This window comes from Anaerobacillus sp. QJM3NY_17, assembly GCF_056173665.1.
This window is the reverse complement of sequence record NZ_CM149685.1, coordinates 1,701,590-1,721,110: the sequence shown is the minus strand read 5'-3', so window position 1 is coordinate 1,721,110 and position 19,521 is coordinate 1,701,590. Positions and strand designations below refer to the sequence as shown.

The 19,521-nt window shown below is 39.6% G+C and carries 23 protein-coding genes; 9 read left to right on the top strand and 14 right to left on the bottom strand.

Annotation, left to right across the window (positions count from 1 at the left end; all coding sequences use genetic code 11):
* Positions 1–33: 33 nt before the first annotated feature.
* Positions 34–528 (top strand): peptidyl-prolyl cis-trans isomerase, encoded by a 495-nt coding sequence (locus AC0VYV_RS09245; protein WP_475367223.1) that lies wholly within the window; start codon positions 34–36, stop codon positions 526–528.
* On the opposite strand, the gene AC0VYV_RS09240 is transcribed toward AC0VYV_RS09245, so the two are convergent.
* Positions 525–1,853, bottom strand: coding sequence for a PhoH family protein (locus AC0VYV_RS09240; RefSeq protein WP_430247081.1), 1,329 nt, complete (start codon positions 1,851–1,853; stop codon positions 525–527). The two genes, AC0VYV_RS09245 and AC0VYV_RS09240, sit on opposite strands and share 4 nt — an antisense overlap.
* A gap of 172 nt (positions 1,854–2,025) precedes the next feature.
* Between AC0VYV_RS09240 and AC0VYV_RS09235 the strand changes: the two genes are divergently transcribed.
* The gene (locus AC0VYV_RS09235; RefSeq protein ID WP_475373702.1) at positions 2,026–2,616 is read left to right on the top strand and encodes a YhcN/YlaJ family sporulation lipoprotein; all 591 of its coding nucleotides are present in this window, start codon (positions 2,026–2,028) and stop codon (positions 2,614–2,616) included.
* Positions 2,617–2,672: 56 nt separating this feature from the next.
* Here the strand turns inward: AC0VYV_RS09235 and AC0VYV_RS09230 are convergent, their stop codons facing one another.
* On the bottom strand, positions 2,673–3,140 hold the full coding sequence (locus AC0VYV_RS09230) for a pyridoxamine 5'-phosphate oxidase family protein (RefSeq protein WP_475373701.1): 468 nt from the start codon (positions 3,138–3,140) through the stop codon (positions 2,673–2,675).
* Between the two features lie 100 nt (positions 3,141–3,240).
* Between AC0VYV_RS09230 and AC0VYV_RS09225 the strand changes: the two genes are divergently transcribed.
* Positions 3,241–3,441, top strand: a complete 201-nt coding sequence (locus tag AC0VYV_RS09225) for a YlaI family protein (RefSeq protein WP_194221287.1) — start codon at positions 3,241–3,243, stop codon at positions 3,439–3,441.
* Entirely contained in the window at positions 3,431–3,868 is a 438-nt protein-coding gene (locus AC0VYV_RS09220; protein ID WP_430247078.1) for a hypothetical protein, read from the top strand. Before AC0VYV_RS09225 ends, AC0VYV_RS09220 begins: the two co-directional genes overlap by 11 nt.
* Before the next feature lie 44 nt (positions 3,869–3,912).
* Here AC0VYV_RS09220 and AC0VYV_RS09215 read toward each other — a convergent pair whose 3' ends face one another.
* The 3 genes from AC0VYV_RS09215 to typA form a co-directional block, all read right to left on the bottom strand.
* Complete coding sequence (locus tag AC0VYV_RS09215) at positions 3,913–4,185, bottom strand: hypothetical protein (protein WP_430247077.1); 273 nt, start codon at positions 4,183–4,185, stop codon at positions 3,913–3,915.
* A gap of 22 nt (positions 4,186–4,207) precedes the next feature.
* Entirely contained in the window at positions 4,208–4,528 is a 321-nt protein-coding gene (locus AC0VYV_RS09210; RefSeq protein WP_194221285.1) for a YlaH-like family protein, read from the bottom strand.
* Between the two features lie 239 nt (positions 4,529–4,767).
* Complete coding sequence (gene typA / locus AC0VYV_RS09205; protein ID WP_194221284.1) at positions 4,768–6,600, bottom strand: translational GTPase TypA; 1,833 nt, start codon at positions 6,598–6,600, stop codon at positions 4,768–4,770.
* A 151-nt stretch (positions 6,601–6,751) separates the two neighbouring features.
* On the opposite strand from typA, the gene AC0VYV_RS09200 reads away from it, so the two are divergent.
* Positions 6,752–6,925: a DUF5325 family protein gene (locus AC0VYV_RS09200; protein WP_194221283.1), complete on the top strand. Its 174-nt coding sequence runs from the start codon at positions 6,752–6,754 to the stop codon at positions 6,923–6,925.
* 53 nt (positions 6,926–6,978) lie between these two features.
* On the opposite strand, the gene AC0VYV_RS09195 is transcribed toward AC0VYV_RS09200, so the two are convergent.
* The 3 genes from AC0VYV_RS09195 to AC0VYV_RS09185 all read right to left on the bottom strand — a co-directional run bounded on the left by AC0VYV_RS09195 (position 6,979) and on the right by AC0VYV_RS09185 (position 8,556).
* Positions 6,979–7,437, bottom strand: a complete 459-nt coding sequence (locus AC0VYV_RS09195; RefSeq protein WP_475374775.1) for a GNAT family N-acetyltransferase — start codon at positions 7,435–7,437, stop codon at positions 6,979–6,981.
* Entirely contained in the window at positions 7,434–8,276 is an 843-nt protein-coding gene (locus tag AC0VYV_RS09190) for an inositol monophosphatase family protein (RefSeq protein ID WP_430247074.1), read from the bottom strand. The genes AC0VYV_RS09195 and AC0VYV_RS09190 overlap by 4 nt, the downstream gene beginning before the upstream one ends.
* A gap of 91 nt (positions 8,277–8,367) precedes the next feature.
* On the bottom strand, positions 8,368–8,556 hold the full coding sequence (locus tag AC0VYV_RS09185; protein WP_194221280.1) for a hypothetical protein: 189 nt from the start codon (positions 8,554–8,556) through the stop codon (positions 8,368–8,370).
* Between the two features lie 262 nt (positions 8,557–8,818).
* On the opposite strand from AC0VYV_RS09185, the gene AC0VYV_RS09180 reads away from it, so the two are divergent.
* Positions 8,819–9,448, top strand: a complete 630-nt coding sequence (locus tag AC0VYV_RS09180) for a YktB family protein (RefSeq protein ID WP_430247073.1) — start codon at positions 8,819–8,821, stop codon at positions 9,446–9,448.
* Positions 9,449–9,471: 23 nt separating this feature from the next.
* Here AC0VYV_RS09180 and AC0VYV_RS09175 read toward each other — a convergent pair whose 3' ends face one another.
* Positions 9,472–9,744, bottom strand: coding sequence for a UPF0223 family protein (locus AC0VYV_RS09175; RefSeq protein WP_475374774.1), 273 nt, complete (start codon positions 9,742–9,744; stop codon positions 9,472–9,474).
* 20 nt (positions 9,745–9,764) lie between these two features.
* The gene (locus AC0VYV_RS09170) at positions 9,765–10,718 is read right to left on the bottom strand and encodes an NAD(P)H-dependent flavin oxidoreductase (protein ID WP_475374773.1); all 954 of its coding nucleotides are present in this window, start codon (positions 10,716–10,718) and stop codon (positions 9,765–9,767) included.
* Positions 10,719–11,106: 388 nt separating this feature from the next.
* On the opposite strand from AC0VYV_RS09170, the gene AC0VYV_RS09165 reads away from it, so the two are divergent.
* A complete protein-coding gene (locus AC0VYV_RS09165; protein WP_371017486.1) occupies positions 11,107–12,582 on the top strand; it encodes an aminotransferase class I/II-fold pyridoxal phosphate-dependent enzyme in 1,476 nt (491 codons plus the stop codon).
* A 39-nt stretch (positions 12,583–12,621) separates the two neighbouring features.
* Here the strand turns inward: AC0VYV_RS09165 and AC0VYV_RS09160 are convergent, their stop codons facing one another.
* The gene (locus AC0VYV_RS09160) at positions 12,622–12,735 is read right to left on the bottom strand and encodes a GapA-binding peptide SR1P (RefSeq protein WP_098443236.1); all 114 of its coding nucleotides are present in this window, start codon (positions 12,733–12,735) and stop codon (positions 12,622–12,624) included.
* A gap of 199 nt (positions 12,736–12,934) precedes the next feature.
* Between AC0VYV_RS09160 and AC0VYV_RS09155 the strand changes: the two genes are divergently transcribed.
* Complete coding sequence (locus tag AC0VYV_RS09155; RefSeq protein WP_430247069.1) at positions 12,935–13,315, top strand: DUF1885 family protein; 381 nt, start codon at positions 12,935–12,937, stop codon at positions 13,313–13,315.
* A gap of 16 nt (positions 13,316–13,331) precedes the next feature.
* On the opposite strand, the gene AC0VYV_RS09150 is transcribed toward AC0VYV_RS09155, so the two are convergent.
* Positions 13,332–14,207: a polysaccharide deacetylase family protein gene (locus AC0VYV_RS09150; protein ID WP_475374772.1), complete on the bottom strand. Its 876-nt coding sequence runs from the start codon at positions 14,205–14,207 to the stop codon at positions 13,332–13,334.
* A gap of 355 nt (positions 14,208–14,562) precedes the next feature.
* On the opposite strand from AC0VYV_RS09150, the gene AC0VYV_RS09145 reads away from it, so the two are divergent.
* Positions 14,563–16,077 (top strand): glycine betaine uptake BCCT transporter, encoded by a 1,515-nt coding sequence (locus AC0VYV_RS09145; RefSeq protein ID WP_475374771.1) that lies wholly within the window; start codon positions 14,563–14,565, stop codon positions 16,075–16,077.
* A 639-nt stretch (positions 16,078–16,716) separates the two neighbouring features.
* On the opposite strand, the gene lpdA is transcribed toward AC0VYV_RS09145, so the two are convergent.
* Together lpdA and AC0VYV_RS09135 are read right to left on the bottom strand one after the other, a co-directional pair.
* The gene (gene lpdA / locus AC0VYV_RS09140; protein WP_430247066.1) at positions 16,717–18,126 is read right to left on the bottom strand and encodes a dihydrolipoyl dehydrogenase; all 1,410 of its coding nucleotides are present in this window, start codon (positions 18,124–18,126) and stop codon (positions 16,717–16,719) included.
* 4 nt (positions 18,127–18,130) lie between these two features.
* A complete protein-coding gene (locus AC0VYV_RS09135; protein ID WP_475374770.1) occupies positions 18,131–19,444 on the bottom strand; it encodes a dihydrolipoamide acetyltransferase family protein in 1,314 nt (437 codons plus the stop codon).
* Positions 19,445–19,521 lie beyond the last annotated feature (77 nt).

The window sequence follows — 19,521 nt, the reverse complement described above, 5'->3', positions numbered from 1 at the left end:
TTTGCAAAAGATTTTGATTGTGGGGTGTACAAGATGGAGACGATTCTACCTATTAAGGGGAAAGTCAATTATTCCATTACTTTAGACGCAAGCGTATGGATATTTGATGATCGTAAGATTGAATTAGAGGAATTTTTGAAATTTGATGGTTCAAGCGAAAAGAATGAGAACGATTACATCCGTACTCAGGCTGAACGCTTTGAAAGAGAACTTACAGGAATTAAACCTCCTGTTAACAAAAGTATCAAAAGGTTTGAGAAAGAACGCATTCTAACAGGAAGTTTCGTTATCCCACTCAAACCATTTTTATCTAATGCTGATCCTACTAACGATAGCGAGAAGGTTCAGCTAGATTTTAAAGATGGCTCTAAGCAGAGTATGACAATGGATGAAGCCATGAACGGCTTTCTTCGCTTTTCCCAAGATGGAAAACCGCTCAGAGAAGATGGCCCTACCCATTTCTATTTCGGGAATGGCTCGAACGCTTCGGAACCATTTAAATACGTTACAGGTATAACTGTCATCTAGAGTAGATCAGCTGCAATGCGGGCAAGCAGAGAACGTTCACCTTTCTCGAGCTTAACATGTCCGCTAAGCGGCTGGTCTTTAAATTTTTCGACGACATAAGTGAGTCCATTCGTGTATTCATCAAGATAAGGATGATCAATTTGCTGTGGATCACCGAGGAGAACAATTTTACTTCCCTCACCAACCCTTGTTAAGATCGTTTTCACTTCATGCTTGGTTAAATTTTGTGCTTCATCTATTATAATATATTGATCAGGTAAACTTCTTCCACGAATGTACGTTAATGCTTCTACTTGAATGGAACCGATTCCCGAGAGGATCTTTTCAAGCTCCCCCGTCTTTTTAACATTAAACAGGTATTCTAGATTATCAAATATAGGCTGCATCCACGGACGTAACTTTTCTTCTTTCTCCCCTGGCAGAAATCCAATATCTTTTCCAACTGGAACAATCGGCCTCGCAATAAAAAGTTTTTTGTAGCGATTTAAATCTTCTGTTTGCATTAATCCAGCCGCCATCGCTAAAAGGGTTTTTCCTGTTCCTGCTTTACCTACAAGTGTTACAAGTGGGATGTCGCTACGAACAAGCAAATCTAGCGCCATTCTTTGCTGTACATTCCTCGGACCTATTCCCCACATATATTCCGTTTCCATCGCTGTCTTTTCAACTTTTTTACAGTTCTTATCTACTTTGCCAATTCCGGATGACGAGGCTTGAACCGGGTCTTTTAAGATGATGTATTGATTGGGATAAAGCGGTCTTCCTTTTAACATTTTGACGTCAATATAATGCTTCTCAAAAAACTGATTGAGTACTTCTGAATCAACATACCTTTCTTCATACCCTGTATAAATCTGATTAAATTCGACAACTCTGTCGCTTAAAAAATCCTCAGCTTGTATGCCCATTGCATCCGCTTTAACACGAACCAAAGCATCTTTACTAACAAGAATCACTGTTCGACCAGACTTTAATTTCCCTTCTTCTAAAAACAAATTCAATGCGACCGCCAGAATTCTGTTGTCGTTTGTTTTCTCAACAAATTTATCCTGTAAGTATTGGAAAGATCGATGGTTCAGTTCAATTCGAAGCGTCCCGCCGTTTTCAAGAGGAATCGACTCATGAAGCTTTCCGCGTTCTCGAAAACCATCAATCATGCGTGATACTTGCCTTGCGTTCCTGCCTATTTCATCCATATACCTTTTCTTTGAATCCACTTCTTCTAACACCACAGCTGGAATGACAATTTCATTCGTCTCAAACGAATAAATCGCATTTGGATCTTGGAGTAACACGTTAGTATCTAGGACGTAAACCTTATCCAACACTTCGCCTCCTGACCAAATTTAAGTTGCTCTAACAGGTACGAAAAACAGTTGGGACTATCTACGTTTTCTATAATCTATGAACTAGTGTATAAAGTTAGACGGTTATTCAGAAAATAATTAACAAACTGTAGGGATTTATTATAAATCGCTTATTACGGAGGTAATCGAAATGATTAAGATTCGATGGAGTCTCATCGTGATTTGTCTACTTACTGCTTGTCAGGCAAATGATGATCCTATTGCTACAAATAAGGAAAAAACGGAGCGAGTTCAATATGTCAAACAGTCCGTAAAAACACCAGAGAATAAAAACTTATCAGCTACAGATATTGCTGAGAATCTTGTTACAATCGCTAAACAAGTACCTGATGTGAATGATGCTACAGCTATTGTTACTGGAAAATACGCAGTAGTCGGTATTGATGTAAACCAAAAGCTCGATCGTTCTCGTGTTAGCTCCATCAAATATACAGTAGCTGAAGCACTTCAAAAGGATCCATATGGAGCTAATGCAGTGATTACAGCTGATGCCGACACTACTTATCGATTGAAGCAAATGGCAACTGAAATTAAACGAGGGCATCCAATCGGAGGCGTAATGGAAGAGCTTGCTGATATTGTCGGAAGGCTAATGCCTGAAGTGCCTAGTAAAACGAACAAATCTGAACCTGATCCCATTCGCTCAAATGATAAGCAAATACCCACAAAAGAAGAAAAACAATTGAAACAGCAGCAGGAGAAACAAGACTTAGATAAATAATTCTTCGGCTATTACTGATATCTAATAAAACAAACTAACCGACCCCAACGGGTCGGTTAGTTTGTTTCGGTGGATTTTTTTAGTTGAGCCATGACGGAGCGATCTAATTTTGCAGCTGCTTCAGGATCATACGTTTTTTCATAGACAGGTTCAACGGACATTTTCGCACCATAAAACATCACATCTCGCACTTCTTTAATCTGAAGCGTAAACATCGTAAGCTTCAGCGGAACGTCCTGCATCCTCTCCTCCGCTAATGAAGCTCTACCGGTAATCGCATAGGTACTTTCGTTTCCAATTAGCGTAATCGAAACATGATCATTGGTCTGAATATTTGTCACAATTCTCGATTTCTGATCCACAGCGAATACGATAGTTTCACGATTGACAGCGTATAACCAGGAGATAGCACTAATATTGGGTCCTGTTGTTTCATAATCAATCGTTGAAAGAAGCGCATATTGTTCTCTCTTAAGTAACGTTAAAAGATCATTCGTTAAAGTTTGGTCGACTTTATTTGGCATGATATTCCCTCCATTTTATTACCTGTTATCTAACGCATTATACTGCAAAGGATACCGTTATTCATGCTATACTAGCAACATGGAATGAGAGGTGTAAAAGATGCGAGTAAAATGTGTATTATGTGATAAAATCGAAAAAATCGATAGCGGGAGTCCGCTTGCTAAAAAACTACGCAACAGACCGATCCATACCTATATGTGTGACACATGTAATGAACGAATTGAGACGCGAACAAAAGAACGTAAAGATACGGGGGAATTTAAATTATTCCACCAGGATGAATCGAACGATGAGTGGTAAAATAAAGCTTGGTCTACTGGCTGGAACGATTTCTGGGATTGCCCTCGGACTAATATTAAAGGTTATTCAATTCACTACTGGCAAACTCGTTTATACACTCCTTCTAAACATTGATTTCATACCGATTATTGGGAGCATAAACTGGCCAGAACTTATTGAATTTGTTTTTCATCTTATTATCTCCCTTATCATCGGTGTTGTTTTCAGTTTAGGGAGCTCAAGATTTTTCTCTAATAAGAAAGTATATCAGGCGATCTTTGCTTACGTATTAACTCTACCAACCGTTTTTCTCTATTTTCCTTTAACATACCTTGCTATCAAGCCCACTCCGGATCTCTTTGACCTCGTTGCGATTGGATACTGGACAATAGGGCACTTAATCTATGCAGCGATTTTGTTTGGTGTTTATGCCCTTAATGAGAAATAGCCTTGTGTTAAGAAAGACGTGCTTTCAGCACGTCTTTTTCTCATTCATTGGTTATACTTTGGTTCATTTTCAATCGAGGATAACAGCGCTTCAATTAATTCAGATGGAAATTTCTTCGAATCGCTTTCCCCATCCTTCACATAATTAACGACGTAGTATTCCTCAGTCACTTCCACAGATAAGTCCGCAACATTATGATCTTCTGTTAAGATGTCCATAAAAAAACTGCACGTATCTTGCGCTGCCTGATCATCCTTACGATGATCAGCGACAACTTTAATACTAAGCCAATTATACATCGTATCCTGAAGATTCAAAGTGTCCCTCCACCTTATGACATTACGCTTCTTTTTTCTTCGCTTGATTGAGTCGCACCTTATAAATAATTAATACGACAGCAGAAGCTACTAATCCTTCAGCAACCGGCAAACCGATTCCAAAAAAGGTTAGCGGAAAACATCCAATAACAAGAACAGCGTATACGATGACATTTTTTAGTAGAGGAAGTTTTTTGGCAAAGCCAAGACGATAGACAACAATACAAAGGATAACGATGATCGCATATAGCAAATAAAACCCCAGGGTCATATTGTCTTCAATGCCGACCAACTTAGCGAAAAATGATAAATCTTCCGATGCAATGGTAGGTTCCGTATTCATTTATTCACCCCCAGTATAAAAGCATAATAAAACAAACCATAAATAAAAGTAAACGATTTCTTCTCTCTTTTTAAAAAAAGCTATGTTACTAAAGGTTTCACTCAATTGAGCCGAAAATCGAGAATCAACAGTAAAGCCTAACATAGCTCTTTAAAAACCCCATACATAACTGGAAACATAGCTAAACAATAAAAAAACGATCCAAAAGGGATGCCCCTTTTGAATCGCATTAGACACCCTTATTGGGCTGTTTTTTTCTTTTTAGCGTTCTTTTCACGTTCGTTCTTATCAAGGATTTTCTTACGAAGACGGATTGAATCCGGTGTTACTTCGCAATACTCATCATCGTTCAAATACTCAAGCGCTTCTTCAAGAGTTAGAACGCGAGGCTTCTTCATGGAAACCGTTTGGTCTTTGTTGGCAGAACGCATATTCGTCATCTGCTTCACTTTAACGATGTTAACCGTGATGTCATTCTCACGAGTGTGTTCCCCAACGATCATTCCTTCGTAAACTTCAGTACCTGGAGCTACGAAAATTGTACCGCGGTCTTCAACACCCATAATACCGTACTCTGATGCTTTTCCTTTTTCCATTGAAACAAGAACACCAGCACGACGTCCACCTACACGACCGCTAATAAGAGGCATATACGTTTCAAATGTATGGTTAATAATACCATATCCGCGTGTTTGTGTTAGGAACTCAGTTGAGTAACCAATCAAACCACGGGCAGGAACCATGAATTCAAGGCGAACTTGGCCTGAACCGTTGTTTACCATGTTAACCATTTCACCTTTACGCTCACCAAGTGATTCCATTACAGAACCAGTGTAGTCTTCAGGTACGTCGATTTGAACGCGTTCAACAGGCTCACTTGCAACGCCGTCTACTTCACGAACGATAACTTCAGGTTTTGAAACTTGAAGCTCATATCCTTCACGACGCATGTTCTCAATTAGGATTGAAAGGTGCAGCTCACCACGTCCTGAGACAACCCATGCATCTGGAGAATCTGTATTTTCAACGCGAAGACTTACGTCAGTTTCAAGCTGAGCTCTAAGACGCTCTTCAATTTTACGACTTGTAATGTATTTACCTTCTTTACCAGCAAAAGGACTATTGTTTACAAGGAACGTCATCTGAAGAGTAGGCTCATCAATACGAAGAATAGGAAGTGCTTCCTGATGATCGTAAGGACAAACTGTTTCACCTACGTTGATTTCTTCCATACCAGATACCGCTACAAGGTCGCCAGCTTTCGCTTCTTCGATCTCAGTACGCTTCAATCCAATGAAACCAAAGAGCTTAGTCACTCTGAATTGCTTCACTGTTCCATCGACCTTCATCAGGGCTACCTGTTGGCCAACCTTCATTGTTCCTCTGAACACACGACCAATTCCAATTCTTCCAAGATAGTCGTTGTAATCAAGAAGTGTAATTTGGAATTGAAGAGGCTCGTCACTGTTATCTAGAGGTGCAGGAATGTTATCAATAATTGTGTTCATAAGAACTTTCATATCGTCATCCTGTACTTCAGGATCAAGACTAGCTGTACCGTTGATTGCTGAAGCATAAACCACTGGGAAGTCTAGTTGATCTTCGTCCGCGCCAAGATCAATAAATAAATCAACGACTTCATCCACAACTTCTTCAGGACGTGCTGCAGGACGGTCAATTTTGTTAAGAACTACAATTGGTGTAAGCTTCTGCTCAAGAGCCTTCTTAAGCACGAAACGTGTCTGTGGCATACAGCCTTCATAAGCGTCAACAACTAGAAGAACGCCATCTACCATTTTCATGATACGTTCAACTTCACCACCGAAGTCGGCATGTCCAGGTGTATCCATGATGTTGATTCGTTTGTCTTCATAGTTAATTGCCGTATTTTTAGCAAGGATCGTGATCCCGCGTTCTCTCTCAAGGTCGTTCGAATCCATCGCACGTTCGCTTACTTGCTCGTTATCACGAAACGTTCCAGACTGGTGTAGCATTTGGTCTACCAACGTCGTTTTGCCGTGGTCAACGTGGGCAATGATTGCGATGTTACGAATATCTTCTCTTATTGCCATTAATTATTCTCTCCTCGTATTCTCGCCTTATTTCTGACGATAAACTCAATAACTAGACCATTATAACACAGATATCGCTATACGCGAAATTTCTCTTCTTTCACCAGCAACATGGTTATTGTACACTAGTACTATAAAGGGGGCTTTCTACATGAACAAGCATAATTTCCTTTTACTCTTAATGGCCATTCTAGCGGTTGCAAGCATGTGTGCAATCGGCGTATCTATAGCTGAACAAAGCTGGATCGGCGGGCTTCTTTCATTTATCGGAGTAGGTTTCTTTATGGGAATGGGCTTTCGTATTAAACGTAAAGCAGAACTATAAGATCACATGAAAAGAGCTGTTCAAATAGAACAGCTCTTTTATCTATTTACCTTTCACCCATTTGGGTGGACCAAAATCAAATATTTTTTCCCCTCTTCTTCAATTCCGTATTGCTCGAATCCACACTTACCTAAAAAAAGACTCCATTCGTTCAGGTCATAAGGAATACCTGAAAAAACAACATCGTTTTTTTCACCTAATAAGGTGCGAATAACGCTACAACCAATACCCGACTTTCGCTTCATAGGATGAACGACAATTGTCCCTAACCATGGTTTTTGATTAGACGGTGCATCGTCAAGAACGGCCGTAATCGCTACCGGTAGATCGCCGTAGAACCATACATTAAACTCGCAGCCCATTCCTTCATATGTTTGTATGTATGAAATCATATCTTCGAATAATGGGATTCGACCAAATTCTGTAAGAAGCCATGTTTCGTCTTCTTGCGTCCAGTCAAAAAGAAGTTCAGCAATATTTTCTTGAGATTCAGGAGCTGCTAACAATCTCATCTTGAAGAAGGGGTTCTTAAGTAATAATTTTGATCAAGCGCAGGCTGAATGTATTCTTTTTGAACCTCAGTATGGAATAATTCAGTACCAGCAAAAATTGTATTCTTATCAAGTAAATCAATCTCTTTGTTATCAACTGTTGTACATATCCCTCCGCCTTCCTCGATTAACATTTTACCAGCAGCAAAATCCCACGGAGCAAGTCGCAGGGAAACATACCCATCAAGTCGACCGGCGGCTACGTACGCCAATTCAATAGCTGCACTACCATAAGAACGTGTTCCCCGGATTTTTTTTAGAAGTGGTGAGAACGTGCGAGGATCTATTCGATGATTTTCTGTTACCCAGGTCGCGTTTATAGCTAGAAGTGACTCTGAAAGGTTAGTCGTTTTCAATGGTTTGATTTTCTCATCGTTTAAATAAACTCCTGAACCTTTTTTACAATGATACAGTTCGTCCTTCGTAACATCATAAATAAACGCCAGTTTCCCTACTCCATCTTCGTATATTCCGATCGATATAGCGAAATTAGTTTGTTGATGAACGAAATTCATCGTTCCATCAATAGGATCTAAAAACCAAATAACGCCGTTCAACTGTTCTATATTATCACCAAAACCTTCTTCGCCCATGATTCGATGACTTGGATAACCTTCCTTAATTTTTTCAATAAAAAACTTCTCCGTTTGTTTATCAATGTCCGTTACGAGATCGTTTGGATTGCTTTTAGTATCAATCTTAAAGGAAGTTGTGAAGGAAGCCATGATCTCTTGACCCGCTTCTCGTATCCATCTGATTGCATCTTCATATACATTGTCCCAGTTTGTGTGCTGTGTCATGGTTCGATCTCCTTTTGGCTTAATTTTCTTTCTACCTCTTATTATGACAGGAAAAGAAGAAAAAACGAACCTTTTTGCAAGGTTCGCTTCATTAAGCTTCTAATCTGACCATTTCTTTTCGAAGCTCCTCTAGCTTCACTTTACATCTCTTCATTTCATCCTGATCACTAGCCGTCATTGCATCGTGTAGTGTTGCCAGCTCATAGTCAATTTCCATTCTCAGCACCGGGATCCGCTTCTCTGCCTCGTTTCTTTGCAATGACTGAATCACTTGTTTCATGGTAACCTACACCCCTCTCAAATTCGATTAAGCAGTCATAGTCATCAGATCCGGCTATAAGACGGAATATTCTGATATTTCTGCTTTGATTAATATATCTTATGCTTTACCTGTCGACTATGCAACCTCTTTATTTGTTTCTATTTTTCCTCTTTTTCGCACATTTCAAACCTAACATGACACACCAATCGTCATTTTATATGCAAATGTTCGGTCTATGTTACTATAAGAATATAAATTTTTTGTCGTATTGGAGGATAATATGTCTTTTAAAGGATTTACTCAAACTGATTTTCAATCATTCGAAATTGATGGACTTGAGGCTCGAATGGAAGCCATACAAGAGCGGATTCAACCAAAATTCGCTGCCATTAGCGAGGAAGTTAAAAGCGATCTCGAGATTCTTGCTGGAAATGAGATGCACCTTCACATTGCTCGTCATGCAAGACGAACGAAGAATCCTCCCGTTGATACATGGATGGCGTTTTCGCATAACAAACGCGGGTACAAAATGCACCCTCACTTTCAAATCGGCCTTTTTGATGATCATGTCTTTGTATGGCTTGCATACATTTACGAGCTTCCAGGAAAGCCACAAATGGCTTCCTTATTTTTAGATCACTTAAATGAACTAAAGAAAGATATTCCAACTTCATATTGGATCTCTACTGACCACACTAAGAAAAAGGCAAGCCACCCCATCAAGGATAGTGATCTCGATAAAGTACTTACCCGCTTTAGAGATGTAAAAAAGGGCGAATTTCTAGTTGGCCGTCATTTTGCCAGTGACGACCCGTTATTGAATGATGGAGAGAAATTTATTAAAGAGGTTAAACAAACTTTTGAGACCTTAATGCCTATCTATCAACTTTCACTTCAAGCCACAAAATAAACCAGGGGATTCTCCCCTGGTTTTTATTTATTCATTTTCACTTTATCGCGTTCTGTTTCTCTTGCTTCTTTTACAACATGATAAGTTGAAAATCCTGTCTCTTTATCAAACTGTCTAAATATTTGCTTTTCCTCTGATTTAGAGGGAACGACATCTTTAAATGCATGATAGCTACTAATCAATTCGCCCTTATGCACCCCTGTGTCATATGTTTGCTCAATTAATTGGAAAAAGTCTACAACTTTGATGACTTCTTCTTTACTCCAATCAATTGAAATAGGGTATTGTACTTCCATTTTCAATCTCCTTTCTCACTTTACCATTTTAATCGAATTTCGTTTGCTTCTTTATCCATACGATCAAATAACTCCGCTACTGAAGGAACATCATTGATCGCTCCCATAACCTGACCTGCCCAAGCAAAGCCTTCTTCTTCTTTTCCATCATATATAAATTTCCTGTTTGCTTTACCGCTTATGTATTCTTTAAGAAGATCATATCCTCCCTGATTTGCTTCAATTTGTAAAATCTCTTGAGCAAACACATTCCTAATAACTCTTGCAGGTGCTCCAATACTACGCTTAATGATCATAGTATCCGTTTCTGATCCTTGAAGCAAACGACTCTTGTATAGATCATGAGCGTGTGTACATTCTTTTGTAGCAATAAATCGTGTACCCATTTCAATTCCCTCAGCGCCAAGTGCGAGAGAAGCCATTAGCGCTCGTCCATCACCTATTCCCCCTGAAGCAATAACCGGAATAGACACAGCATCAACTACTTGAGGAACGAGTACCATCGTACCAATATCATCCTTTCCAAGATGTCCTCCACCTTCTTGCCCGACAACCATTACGGCAGTAGCTCCTAACTCTTCTGCTTTTACTGCTTGTCTTTTACTAGCAGTCAAAACAAGAACTTTCACATTCGTTCCTTTTACCATATCAAATACCGGCTTAGGGTTTCCACCGGTAACCGAAATGATCTCCACTCCTTCGTCAATGGCTGCTTCAAGCATATGCTCAAAGGGTCTTCCATGTTGACCAATCGCAAAGTTCACTCCAAATGGCTTATCGGTGAGACTTTTAGTAAGGTCGATTTCTTCTTTAAGCTGTGTTGCTGAATCCATAGACATAGCTGTGAGCTGCCCTAATCCTCCTGCGTTGCTAACAGCAGCAGCTAACTCGTGATATGCAAGATAGGCGAGACCCCCTTGAACGATTGGTCTTTCAATACCTAATAACTGAGTAATTCGCGTATTCCACTTCATAATGAATCCTCTCCTTATGATAACCCATTTCGAGAGTTAGAAGTGATCTCCTCTTTTCTCTTCTAGGAACGATGCTTCCTTATATAGTTGATCGATAAGCATGGGTTTAAAATAAAACTTGCAAATTATCCCTCATGTGATTATACTCAGTTTGTTTAAGGAAGAAAGAAGTCCTATAACTAATGTTCTTCTTTTAAGCGTCATATCTGGCTATACAAAAAGTTCACTTAGACCAAACCCGCTTTCCACAAACTACTGTGGAAGGCTTTATCTAGTAACGTATAAGCTATATTACTGATTTCAAGATTTTCGGCTCATTCGATATAAAAGAGCAGACGATCTACAACGTTATTCATTTAACCAAAGTATAAATAAAGAGGTGCTGGATTTGCAACAACACGAAACACCATTGTTCACTGGTTTAGTAAACCACGCTAACAAAAACCCTATTCAATTTCATATACCCGGCCACAAAAAAGGCTCTGGCATAGATCCTGAATTTCGTTCTTTCATAGGCGAAAACGCCCTGTCAATTGATTTAATTAACATTCAACCACTTGATGACCTCCATCATCCACACGGTATGATTAAGCAAGCACAGGATCTAGCTGCTGAAGCTTTTGGCGCTGACGCAACCTTTTTCTCTATTCAAGGTACAAGCGGTGCAATCATGACAATGGTCATGACTGTATGTTCACCAGGAGATAAAATTATTGTCCCGAGAAATGTTCATAAGTCTGTTATGTCTGCAATTATTTTCTCCGGCGCAACACCTGTATTTATTCATCCGGAAATTGACCCTAAGCTTGGCATCTCCCACGGCATTACTCCTATAGCCGTTAAGAAAGCATTAGAACAGCACCCTGACGCAAAAGGTGTCCTTGTCATTAACCCCACCTATTTTGGTATATCTGCTAATCTTGAAGAGATTGTCACGATTTCTCATGAGTATGACGTTCCTGTATTAGTTGATGAAGCTCACGGTGTTCACATTCACTTCCACGAGCGACTGCCCGTTTCAGCTATGCAAGCAGGTGCAGATATGGCAGCTACAAGTGTGCATAAATTAGGGGGATCAATGACACAAAGTTCCGTCCTTAATGTAAAAGAAGGGCTTGTTTCTGCAAAACGCGTCCAAACCATTATTAGCATGCTAACAACTACTTCCACTTCGTATATCCTTCTTGCTTCTCTTGACGTTGCAAGAAAAAGATTGGTCATGGATGGATATGATTTAATTGAACGCTCCATACAACTTGCAGAAGAAGCGCGAAAGCAAATAAATGATATTTCTCCTCTATATTGTGTTGGGCAAGAAATCCTTGGAACGAACGCTACTTACGATTATGATCCAACGAAATTAATCATTTCTGTTCATGACCTTGGAATTACTGGTTATGAAGCTGAAGTTTGGCTTCGAAAAGAAGCGAACCTTGAAGTAGAGCTCTCTGATTTGTATAACCTATTATGTATTGTAACTCCTGGCGATACCGAGGAAACAACCACCGCTCTTGTTCATGCTCTAAAAGACATGGTAGACGCCTTCAAAGAGACAGAAGGTTCAATCACTAAAAAGTTTGATGTTCACGCTCCAGATATCCCGATTCTAGCTGTTTCACCTCGAGATGCTTTTTATTCTGAAACAGAGGTGATTCCATTTAAAGAATCGGCAGGTCGTGTCATTGCAGAATTTGTGATGGTTTATCCACCCGGAATTCCAATCTTCATCCCAGGTGAAATCATTACAGAAGAAAACTTAACATATATCGAAGAAAACATTGAAGCTGGACTACCGGTTCAGGGGCCTGAGGACGACGAATTAGTTCACATTCGGGTCATTAAAGAATATAAAGCCATTAAATAAGAGGCGGCCAATTGGCCGCCTCTTTCTTTGCTATATACGTTATTTTTTATCTTTTTTATTGCATTCCGGGCATCTGCTATAAAGTGTACTTACCTTCTCTTCATGTACGTGATCAATTGTTTTTTCGCAAGTTTGGCAAATGATAATACCCATTCTCAACACCCCTTAAGTTAGTTTTGAAAACGCTTCCGTTTCGCTTAACTTCATAATAGTGTGTCACAATTGTTTTGTCAACACTATATTGTATATCACATTATATTCTTTTTGTGTCCAATATGTGTGGATGAACGACCAATTGTCAGAATACAATTTACACTGTACACTTTATTATATGACGATGGGAGGAATGATCATGCCTCAAAGTGCTTACTTAAAACCAAAAACGGAAGATGAACTATCACTTGATCATATTAAAAGCTTACTTTCCTACTACATGGACATAACATCCAAAACCGGAGAGCAACTTTCTTGGTCCTATAGTGAGTCTGCTTTCCCCTATACTTTGATTGAACAAGTGGATGGAGACATTTGGTTTTATTTAAAAGGAAAACAAAGTGATTATCGGATGATTATCATCGGTTTAGTAGACAGCAAACTTCAGATTGTTCTACCAGATCAATCCACTCACGGTGATAAAGCGAAAGCGAATGAATTATGTAAATTTCTTGCAAATAAATTACAGGCCGATCTTACTCTCTTCAACGGTAGAACAATGTATTACGCAAAAAAATAAACAGCCAAATGGCTGTTTATTTTTGTAAAGGTTCAATTTCTTCCGGATCAATTAAGTTATAATCTTTATCTCTTAATCCTTTCACAATATCTCCTAATGCAGCAGCTGTCCAATCACGGTCATGCATAAGTAAGTTTGCCCCATTTTGAAGTAGCGGTGAATTTACCATAATGTCTTTGATTGCAGCTTCACTTTGATATTCCTTTACCCAATCATAGCCATATGTCCAATTCATTACGAGCATGCCTTCTTCTTCGGCAAATGACTTCGAAAAGTCAGTATTAGATCCAAAAGGTGCTCTAAAGTACTTCGGCTTTTCTCCAATTACTTCTTCTATCATTTCATTTACCTTCAATATCTCTTCTTTTTGCTCTTCTTCTGATAATGTTTTGAGATCAGCGTGCGTCATCGTATGGTTTCCTATTTCAAAGCCCATATCATAAATTTCTTTTAACCTTGCTTTTTCTTCATCTGTATCAATAAAATGACCGTTAATAAAGAAAATGGCAGGAGCATCTAGTTCTTTTAACGTTTTTGCCATTTCTACGGCATTCGTATCTGGAGCATCGTCAATTGTAAGTAGAACCGCTTCAGCAGGTGCATCATTTATCGGTTCAAAGCCCCAAAAAGCTTCGTTAAGTCGATATTCAGGCTTTACTTCTTCTGCAGTAGCTTCTTCTTCTTTCTGATCCTCTGACTCAGCATTACCTGCCGCGTCTGAATCTGTTTCTTCCTTATTTGTTTCTTCGTTTGTTTCTTGTTCATTTGAAGCTTCACTATTATTTGCTTCATTCGTTGATGCTTCTGAATTTTCTTGTGAACCAGCATTTGTTGAACACGCAGCTACAAAAAGCAAAAGCGCTAATGTCATCCATTTCAATGTGTTTGTCATTTCTCTCTCCCCTTATCTAGTCTCATTTCATCATATACGAATTCATGAACAGTATAAAGAGGAAATTGTCACAAATAACCAACTATCTACCCATCTATTTTTCAACTATTCCGACTTCCTTTCTGACATGGTTTTTCCCTTTACAACGTTTAAAACAACAAATATACTAGACAACGTGTCTTTTGCTTGACTTGTCCTGAAGCCTGTTAATAAAAGGGAATAGGGCGCTTACCTGCATAGTTTTGGTATCGACAGGTAACATTGAGTACACATACATTTTATTTCCTGTGTATAAAAGTGCTTTCAGATGACAGTGCTATTTTTTGGAATTATTTTAGAAAGGTGATGATGAAATTTGAATAAGCTTACAGCAGTCTTTGTTATCTCTGTACTTCTGTCTCTAATCTTTATTTCTTGGGGTACGATTTCTCCTGAGTCATTAGATTCGACTACAAGCTCACTTCAAAGCTTTCTTCAAGTGAAGTTTGGATGGTTTTATTTATTAGCAGCGTCAGGCTTTCTTATCTTTGCGATTTATCTTATCTTTTCGAAGTATGGAAGACTTCGACTTGGTAAAGAAACCGATGTACCTGAATATAACCTAATTACATGGTTTGCTATGCTTTTCTCAGCCGGAATGGGAATTGGACTTGTATTCTGGGGTGTAGCAGAGCCGATGTTCCACTACTATGATCCTCCAGCCGGGGCAGCTGGTCAGTCAGATGAAGCAGCGCGATTAGCCTTTCAATACAGCTTCTTCCACTGGGGACTTCACCCGTGGGGAATTTACACAGTCGTTGCTCTCGCACTTGCCTTCTTTAAATTTAGAAAAGGTGCGCCAGGCTTAATCAGCGCGATTTTCTATCCGATTCTTGGAGAACGTGTAAATGGACCAATTGGTAAACTAATCGACGTTATTGCTGTCATTGCGACTGTATTTGGTGTCGCGACGTCCCTTGGCTTTGGTGCTTCTCAAATAGGCGGAGGAATTTCCTATTTAACTGGCATTGAAAATTCGTTTACAACACAGTTAATCATTATTCTTATTGTAACTGTCCTCTATATGATCTCTGCTTCAACGGGGATTTCAAGAGGGATTAAGTACTTAAGTAATACAAACATTGTCCTAGCGATCTTGCTCATGTTCTTCCTGTTATTCGCAGGACCTACAAACTTTATTATGGACCTCTTCACATCTACACTTGGATCTTATATTCAAAACCTACCAAGTATGAGTCTCCGTATGAGACCTTTTGAAGGGTCGTCTTGGATCCAGAGCTGGACAATCTTCTATTGGGCATGGTGGATTGCCTGGGCGCCATTCGTTGGAACATTTATTGCTCGAGTATCAAAAGGTCGAACGATCAGAGAATTTGTTCTTGGTGTCCTTTTAGTTCCGACAATCTTTGGTGGATTATGGTTCTCCGTATTTGGAGGGTCAGCTATTTCACTTGATATGGCAGGAACAGGTATTTACGACATTATCAATAACCAGGGTATGGAAGTTGCGCTATTCGCTGTACTTGAGCAATATCCACTTGGAACAACCATGTCGATTATTGCCATTTTATTAATCAGCACATTCTTTATTACTTCAGCTGACTCAGCAACATTCGTCCTTGGAATGCAAACGACGAACGGAAGCATGAATCCTTCCACCAAAGTGAAATTAACTTGGGGTGTGATTCAATCATCTGCTGCTGCAGTTCTGCTTTGGTCTGGAGGATTAGGAGCTCTTCAAACGGCTTCTATCATCGCTGCATTCCCGTTTGCTATTATTATAATAGGAATGATCATTTCTCTCGTTAAAGCCTTTAAACAAGAGAAAATACCTCCTAGACCACCTAAGAAAGATGATCCAAAATCATAAAACACTAAAAGCGTCCTACCCTCTTGGTAGGACGCTTTTTCATTTACCTTCTATCTATTATATGAATGAAGGTTATCGATAACATTCATTAGTCAGCTTAAATTTTAAATAGTTACGTCCATCAAATTAAATGGTATAGATAGATAATGATGAATGCCAGAGTAGAAGAAAAAGAAATCAAATAGATAAGCTCTCTTCCTCTTCTAACCATTTGAACAGAAATCGTACAAATAAGATAAAGAAAAACTAAAAATAATAAAATCTTAAATCGAATATGATCTCGAGGAGAATAATAAATAAGTTAAAAAAAACCAAACCAGATCAAAAGCTGAATGCAAATAACTTTTCCATACATGGAACGGCACCTCCGCGTGATACAAGTGTCCTATTCTCAAATGTATGTGCAAGTACATCTCCTAATCGCTTCATTTCTATATTTAGTTTCCAATAAAGAAAGAAAACTGAACATACCTAATCCATTCGGTTATATTTATGAATGTGGTGCATTTCCAACCTCTATTAACTAATAAAAGCAATTGAATCCACTTAAATGAATCATAAAATTATCATGAGCGGGACTGCTCATTCTCCATATAAAAACTCCAGAGACAAGAGTCTCTGGAGTTTTTCAATTAATTATTAACCAATGTGAATTGGAGTACCTAGAGCTACTTCAGCAGCTTCCATAGTAATTTCTCCAAGTGTTGGGTGAGCATGAATTGTAAGCGCAATGTCTTCAGCTGTCATACCAGCTTCGATTGCAAGACCAAGCTCAGCAATCATATCAGAAGCGTTAGGACCAGCAATTTGAGCGCCGATCACTAGGCCATCTTCTTTACGAGTGATAAGCTTCATAAATCCTTCACTGTCGTTTAGAGACAATGCACGGCCATTAGCACCGAATGGGAATTTAGATGCTTTCACATCGAATCCTTGATCTTTTGCTTCTTGTTCAGTGTAACCAACTGAAGCGAGTTCTGGGTCAGAGAAAACAACCGCTGGGATTGCAAGATAGTCAATCACAGAGTTTTCACCACTGATCGCTTCTGCAGCTACTTTACCTTCGTAAGAAGCTTTATGAGCAAGTGCAGGACCTTCTACGATATCACCAATAGCATAGATGTTATCGAAGTTTGTACGACACTGCTTGTCAATCTTCACAAGACCTTTGTCCGTCATTTCAACGCCAAGTTCTTCAAGACCGATTTCATTTGTATTAGGCTTACGACCAACTGTAACTAGTACATAATCAGCGTCAAACGTCTGCGTTTCACCTTTGATTTCTGCTGTTACTGTTACGCCGTCTTCTGTTTCTTCAACGCCTTGTGCAAGAGCTTGAGTAATGATTTCTACATTACCTTTCTTCTTAAGACGACGAGAAACAAGAGAGCTCATTTGTTTTTCGAATCCAGGTAGAATTTGCTTCGTACCTTCAAGGATTGTTACTTCAGTACCGAAGTTTGCGTACACAGTACCAAGTTCGATTCCGATGTATCCTCCGCCGATAACAACCATTTTCTTAGGAACTTCGTCAAGTGCAAGTGCACCAGTTGAAGAAATAACGCGCTTGCTCCATTTGAAGCTTGGAAGTTCGATTGGGCGAGACCCTGTTGCGATGATGCAGTTGTTGAATGTATACGTTTGAGAGTTCTTTTCGTCCATGATACGAACTGTGTTCTTATCGACGAAATAAACTTCACCGCTAACAACATCAACTTTATTTGATTTCATAAGTCCTGCTACGCCGCCAGTAAGCTTGTCAACAACAGAAGACTTCCACTCCTGAACTTTCTTCATGTCAACGCTCACGTTCTCAGCAGTGATTCCGATATCATCGGAATGCTTTGCAGACTCATATTTATGAGATGCATTAATCATTGCTTTTGAAGGAATACAGCCGACGTTTAAGCAAACTCCGCCTAGAGTTCCTTTGTCAGCAATGGCAACTTTCTGACCAAGCTGTGCTGCACGGATTGCAGCAACATATCCACCTGGTCCAGCTCCTACTATAAGTGTGTCTAATTCGATTGGAAAATCTCCTACTACCATATTATTACGCCTCCATCATTAAGAGTTGTGGATCGTTCAACAGACGCTTGATGTGGTTAAGAGCAAGTTGTGCTGTTACGCCATCAATAAGTCTGTGGTCGTAGCTGATCGATAGAGCAAGAACAGGTGCAGCAACGATTTCTCCGTCGATAACAACTGGCTTCTCCTCAATACGACCAATACCAAGAATAGCAGCATCCGGGTTATTGATGATTGGTGTAAACCATTGACCACCAGCAGAACCCAGGTTAGAAATAGTACATGTGCTACCTTTCATATCGTCCCCTGATAGTTTACCATCGCGAGCTTTTTTAGCCAACTCATTAATTTCAGATGAAACATTAAGAAGTGGCTTACGGTCTGCTTCTTTCACAACTGGAACAACTAGTCCAGCGTCAGTGTTAGCAGCGATACCGATGTTGTAGTAATGCTTGTGTACGATTTCGTCAGTAGAATCATCAATAGATGCATTCAACATTGGGAATTCGCGAAGTGCAGAAACAAGTGCTTTTACAACGTATGGAAGGTAAGTTAGCTTCACATCTTTGTCTGCAGCGTATTGTTTGAACTTCTTACGGTGAGCAACAAGATCTGTTACAACAATTTCATCCATGTGAGTTACGTGTGGAGCAGTATGCTTCGAGTTAACCATTGCTTTTGCAATTGCTTTACGCATACCTTTCATCTTCTCACGAGTTTCTGGTTGTGCAGATGCTTGTGGCTGTGCTGATGTAGTAGAAGCTTCTTGCTTCGCTTCAGCTTTTTCTTCTGTCGCTGCTGGAGCTTCAGAAGCTGCTTCGCCTCCACCATTCAAGTGAGTGTCGATATCTTCTTTCACAACGCGACCATTCTTACCAGAACCAGATACTTTGGAGATGCTTACGCCGTTTTCACGAGCATACTTACGTACTGCTGGCATAGCGATAACTCGCTTAGTAGGATCTGTTTCTTCTTCAGCTTCAGGAAGTGGTTTTGATCCAGCGCTGTCTTCTTTCGCTTCTGATTTAGCTTCTGCTTTAGGAGCTTCTTCTTCAGCTTGTGGCTGTTCAGCTGTTGGTTCTTCTTCTGCATCTTCATAACCTTCTGCGTCGAAAGTGATGACTACATCTCCAACAATAACAGTTGCACCTTCTTCAGCGTGAACTTCTTTAACTGTTCCGTCTACTGGAGAAGGGATTTCAACAACAGCTTTGTCGTTTTGTACTTCTGCAAGAATATCGTCTTCTTTTACTTCATCTCCGGATTTAACAAACCATTTTACGATTTCGCCTTCATGGATACCTTCACCGATATCCGGCATCTTAAATTGAAATGCCACGGGACTTCGCCTCCTAATTGTAGAAAAATTTTGCTCATATAAGATCTGAAGCGAAGCGCATAGTGCGGCTTCACTTC

What these genes read in the sequence shown, in the direction of transcription:
- AC0VYV_RS09245 (WP_475367223.1), top strand. Translation starts at nt 34, where the DNA reads ATGGAGACGATTCTACCTATTAAGGGGAAAGTCAATTATTCCATTACT.
- AC0VYV_RS09235 (WP_475373702.1), top strand. Translation starts at nt 2,026, where the DNA reads ATGATTAAGATTCGATGGAGTCTCATCGTGATTTGTCTACTTACTGCT.
- AC0VYV_RS09230 (WP_475373701.1), bottom strand. Translation starts at nt 3,140, where the DNA reads ATGCCAAATAAAGTCGACCAAACTTTAACGAATGATCTTTTAACGTTA.
- AC0VYV_RS09225 (WP_194221287.1), top strand. Translation starts at nt 3,241, where the DNA reads ATGCGAGTAAAATGTGTATTATGTGATAAAATCGAAAAAATCGATAGC.
- AC0VYV_RS09220 (WP_430247078.1), top strand. Translation starts at nt 3,431, where the DNA reads ATGAGTGGTAAAATAAAGCTTGGTCTACTGGCTGGAACGATTTCTGGG.
- AC0VYV_RS09210 (WP_194221285.1), bottom strand. Translation starts at nt 4,528, where the DNA reads ATGAATACGGAACCTACCATTGCATCGGAAGATTTATCATTTTTCGCT.
- typA (WP_194221284.1), bottom strand. Translation starts at nt 6,600, where the DNA reads ATGGCAATAAGAGAAGATATTCGTAACATCGCAATCATTGCCCACGTT.
- AC0VYV_RS09200 (WP_194221283.1), top strand. Translation starts at nt 6,752, where the DNA reads ATGAACAAGCATAATTTCCTTTTACTCTTAATGGCCATTCTAGCGGTT.
- AC0VYV_RS09195 (WP_475374775.1), bottom strand. Translation starts at nt 7,437, where the DNA reads ATGAGATTGTTAGCAGCTCCTGAATCTCAAGAAAATATTGCTGAACTT.
- AC0VYV_RS09190 (WP_430247074.1), bottom strand. Translation starts at nt 8,276, where the DNA reads ATGACACAGCACACAAACTGGGACAATGTATATGAAGATGCAATCAGA.
- AC0VYV_RS09185 (WP_194221280.1), bottom strand. Translation starts at nt 8,556, where the DNA reads ATGAAACAAGTGATTCAGTCATTGCAAAGAAACGAGGCAGAGAAGCGG.
- AC0VYV_RS09180 (WP_430247073.1), top strand. Translation starts at nt 8,819, where the DNA reads ATGTCTTTTAAAGGATTTACTCAAACTGATTTTCAATCATTCGAAATT.
- AC0VYV_RS09175 (WP_475374774.1), bottom strand. Translation starts at nt 9,744, where the DNA reads ATGGAAGTACAATACCCTATTTCAATTGATTGGAGTAAAGAAGAAGTC.
- AC0VYV_RS09170 (WP_475374773.1), bottom strand. Translation starts at nt 10,718, where the DNA reads ATGAAGTGGAATACGCGAATTACTCAGTTATTAGGTATTGAAAGACCA.
- AC0VYV_RS09160 (WP_098443236.1), bottom strand. Translation starts at nt 12,735, where the DNA reads ATGGGTATTATCATTTGCCAAACTTGCGAAAAAACAATTGATCACGTA.
- AC0VYV_RS09155 (WP_430247069.1), top strand. Translation starts at nt 12,935, where the DNA reads ATGCCTCAAAGTGCTTACTTAAAACCAAAAACGGAAGATGAACTATCA.
- AC0VYV_RS09150 (WP_475374772.1), bottom strand. Translation starts at nt 14,207, where the DNA reads ATGACAAACACATTGAAATGGATGACATTAGCGCTTTTGCTTTTTGTA.
- lpdA (WP_430247066.1), bottom strand. Translation starts at nt 18,126, where the DNA reads ATGGTAGTAGGAGATTTTCCAATCGAATTAGACACACTTATAGTAGGA.